The organism is Thiocapsa sp. (genome assembly GCF_011390875.1).
Classification (GTDB): domain Bacteria; phylum Pseudomonadota; class Gammaproteobacteria; order Chromatiales; family Chromatiaceae; genus Thiocapsa.
This window is the reverse complement of sequence record NZ_JAABRP010000370.1, coordinates 1-2822: the sequence shown is the minus strand read 5'-3', so window position 1 is coordinate 2822 and position 2822 is coordinate 1. Positions and strand designations below refer to the sequence as shown.

Genomic DNA, 2822 nt, shown 5'->3' with positions numbered 1-2822 from the left:
CCATCTGCTCTACGACGACACCTTCTGCGCCCACCCGCTGGAGACCTCGGGCGCGATGATCACCTTGCCGCTGTTCTCCCCCCAAGGCGAGGTCATGCAGGCTGCGGCCCTGATCGAGCTCGGTGCGGCCGCACGGATCGGCCCGGAAGAGACCGATGTCATCAAGCAGATCATGATGCCGCTGCAGGTCGCGCTCGAGCGCGAGGTCATCTATCGCTCCATCGAGGCGGAGCGACAAAAGGCCTATCAACGCTCGATCCGCGACTCGCTCACCGGCCTCTTCACGCGCCTCTACATGCTCGACGTGATGAAGCGCCACTGCAGCATCCACGACCGCAACGACTCCGCGCCGATCGCCGCGCTCATGGTCGACGTGGATCACTTCAAGCAGATCAACGACACCCACGGACACGCCGCGGGCGACGAGGTGCTCAAACAGGTCGCCCGGGTTCTGCGCGACAGCATCCGCGAGACCGATATCCCGGTGCGGTTCGGCGGCGAGGAGTTCATCCTCTTCCTCGTCGGCGCCTCGGCCTTCGGCGCGCAGGACTCTGCCGAGCGCATCCGCTCCGCGATCGAGCGGCACGCCTTCACGATCGACTCGGACCAACAGATTGCAGTCACCGTCAGCCTCGGAGCGGCGATGCGCCGCCAATTCGAGTCCCTCGACGAGCTCATCCGCCGAGCCGACGGAGCCCTCTACCGCGCCAAGCAAAACGGCCGCAACCGCGTCGAGCTGTAGGGGCGAATTTAGTCGCCCATTCAGCTCGGGTATCGGCCGTCGTATGGGCGACTGAAGTCGCCCATACCCCTACCGGGCGGGCGGAACGGAGGGATACGCTGGCGGCTCCGGCGACGGGGGGGCTTCCATCAACCCCGCGGGCATCGGCGGCATGGGCGGCATGCCCATCGGATCACGCACGTAGGACGGAAAATCCGGATTGGTCCAACCCGCTTCGGCCAGCTTGCCCTCGGGCGGACGCAGCCGCGCGGTGTAATCGAGCACGGCCGCCTGGTGACGGGGCGTGAAGCCGTCGATCTGCTTGACCATCTTGGGGTCCGAGTTCTTGCGTCGACCCGTGCGGATCGCATCGAACTGGCGCATCAGATAGAGATAGTGCTGGCCAGCAATCGCGGGGATGTGCTCCACCTCGTTGCCCTCCCCGTTCTCGCCGTGACACTTGGAACAGTGCTCCGCGTAGACCTCCTGTCCCAAGGGCAGATCCACCCCCGGCCCGACGCCGTTCTCCGGTGTCATGGGCAGCTGCGCCACATAGGCCGCCACGTCGGCGACACTCTGAGGGCCACCGAGGATGCGCGGAACCGAGAAGGGATACATGAGCGGATTGTCGCGATTGCGCGCCCGAATATCCGCAAGCTGCTTGATGATGACGGTACGCAACTGCCCGGCAATCTGGGGATAGGTCCCGTCGGGCGCACCCCAGCCCTCCGGACGATGGCAGACCGCACAGGTCAGATAGACCCTGCGTCCGTTCTCCGGATCGGGGGTCAGCGCCATCACCTGCTCGTATTCGAGCCGGGCGATCTCGGCCGGGCTTTCGGCCGGATCCGAAGCGGATGCTTCAGCGGGTTCTTGGGCATGGGCCGCCCACGGGATGATGCCCGAAAGGGCGATGGACAAGCCGATCGCAAATACGGGTCGAGACATCTTGACCTCCAAACGAAGAGACCTAAACCGGGCCGGCGACAGGATGCTCGACCCCGGCGCGACATGGAAGGTCCGCACGCCGCGGGGACGACAACCCGGCAAGAGCCCGGCATGAGCATTGGAAAAAGGGCCGCATCGGCGCGGCCCGGCAAGGCGATGCCCGATTGAAGCGGCCTCAGAGGCCCTTCAATCCACTCGTCACATTGGCCTGAAAGATCGCCTTGTGCACGTCGCCGATGCTCAGCATACCGACCAGCCGCCCCTCGTCCGCGACCGGGATACGCCGGAAGTTATGGCGCACCATCACGGTCGCCGCGCGCAGCACATGCATCTCCGGATCGACCGTCACCGGATTGGGCGTCATCAGCTCCTCGGTCTTCAGCCCCAGGATCTCCGAGTAGCGCGCCATCTCCTTGTCGAGGTCGACCGAATGCATCCCCTCGGCGATGAGCTTGTCGAGCTTCGGAAACAGACTGTGGAGCAGATCCCGCTCGGCGATGATTCCGACCAACTTGTCGTTGTCGTCGACCACGGGCAGACCATGAAAGCGATAGAGACACATCAAGGACGCCACCTCGACGATCCGGGTATCGGGATTCACCGAGCGGACCGATCGACTCATCACATCTTTGACTTTCATCTAGGCCATCCTCCGTTGTGTAGTTGTCGGCCGCATTCGCGAGACAGAGGCGCGGGTCTCGCGACGGCCGTCCGGGCATTATAGACGAGCATCCGCGACGCCCGCTCGTCGCGGCCCGCCGAGTCCCCGCCGAACCCTTAAGCCGCCCTCGAACCGGGGCGAGCGGCCGTGCGCCGGCGAGTGACGCACCGCCGGCTGGATGCGCCGACTCGGCGGCAGGGACGCGGAGCGTCCCGAGGAGGCTCCCACGCGGAGCGTGGGAGCCAGTTCGCCGCGGAGGACCGTTCGATGACTCGCTCCCTCGCTCCCTCGCTCCACCTCCAACTCGCTCCCACGCTCCGCGTGGGAGTGTAGCCCCGACGCTCCGCGTCGCGTGGCCTACCAATCCGTCACCACGTCAAGTAATCCCTCCAACCCTTCGTAATTCCGCGCGCTCGAGTATCGCCAACACAAGGGGTCGTCGACATAACCCCGTTTCACCGGGTTATTGTGAATATACTCGAGCTTCTGCCG

3 protein-coding genes are annotated in these 2822 nt (G+C 65.1%); 1 reads left to right on the top strand and 2 read right to left on the bottom strand.

Features of this window, described 5'->3' with window-relative positions:
* Nucleotides 1-742: GGDEF domain-containing protein (locus tag GPT33_RS18520; RefSeq protein ID WP_296812048.1), on the top strand; the 742-nt coding region annotated here is incomplete at its 5' end.
* A gap of 69 nt (nucleotides 743-811) precedes the next feature.
* Here GPT33_RS18520 and GPT33_RS18515 read toward each other — a convergent pair.
* Together GPT33_RS18515 and GPT33_RS18510 are read right to left on the bottom strand one after the other, a co-directional pair.
* Nucleotides 812-1669 carry a c-type cytochrome gene (locus tag GPT33_RS18515; protein WP_296812045.1) on the bottom strand — a complete coding sequence of 286 codons (858 nt, stop codon included), beginning with the start codon at nucleotides 1667-1669 and terminating at the stop codon, nucleotides 812-814.
* 175 nt (nucleotides 1670-1844) lie between these two features.
* Nucleotides 1845-2309, bottom strand: a complete 465-nt coding sequence (locus GPT33_RS18510; RefSeq protein WP_296812043.1) for a CBS domain-containing protein — start codon at nucleotides 2307-2309, stop codon at nucleotides 1845-1847.
* Nucleotides 2310-2822 lie beyond the last annotated feature (513 nt).

Coding starts and splice junctions, on each gene's coding strand:
- GPT33_RS18515 (WP_296812045.1), bottom strand. CDS start 1,669: ATGTCTCGACCCGTATTTGCGATCGGCTTGTCCATCGCCCTTTCGGGC.
- GPT33_RS18510 (WP_296812043.1), bottom strand. CDS start 2,309: ATGAAAGTCAAAGATGTGATGAGTCGATCGGTCCGCTCGGTGAATCCC.